The organism is Campylobacter sp. TTU-622 (assembly GCF_016598965.1).
Classification (GTDB): Bacteria; Campylobacterota; Campylobacteria; order Campylobacterales; family Campylobacteraceae; genus Campylobacter_D.
In genome coordinates, this window is record NZ_JAENKR010000201.1 from 1 (window position 1) to 670 (window position 670).

Annotated in this window: 1 protein-coding gene; it reads left to right on the top strand. The window is 24.3% G+C overall.

What is annotated here, in order from left to right; genetic code table 11:
* On the top strand, nt 1–670 hold a 670-nt coding region (locus JG677_RS08465), incomplete at both ends, for a glycosyltransferase family 2 protein (RefSeq protein WP_200286204.1).

The following is a 670-nucleotide window of genomic DNA, read 5'->3' on the forward strand; positions in this document are numbered from 1 at the left end:
GATATAGAGATTATTGTAGTAGATGATTTAGGAAGTGATAGTAGTATTAAAATAGCTAAAGAAGAAGCTTTAAAAGATAAAAGAATTAAAATTATTCACAATGAGAAGAATTTAGGAACCTTTGCAAGTAGAAATGTAGGAGTATTAAACTCAAACTCACCTTATATAATGTTTTTAGACCCTGATGATACTTTAACTTTAAATGCTTGTGAATTAGCTTTAAAAGAGATTAAAGAAGCCAATTTATTAAGATTTGGCTTTGCTAAAATTGATGAAATGGGGGGGGGTATAGAAGAAAATTTACCAGATTATAAAGATTATGAAGAATTAAAAAATAAAATGATGCATTATAAAGGGATTGAATTTACTATTTGTTTTTGTCTCATACGAAAAGACTTTTATCTTAAAAATCTTCAAAAAATTGATCTTTCTTTAAAACTAACTATGGCAGAGGATCTTTTAGCTTTTGCATTTCTTATAGATCCTAGTATAAAAACTGCTAATTTTATAGGATATTTTTATAATATCAATGAAAATTCTATAATGAAAAGAAAAACTAAAGAACAATTGCAAAAAAATTTAAAAGATTATAAAGAAATTCTAACCCTGCTTCAAAACTCAAATTTAAATCGGTTTATCATAAAATATTTTTCTTTTTATCTTAAAAAAG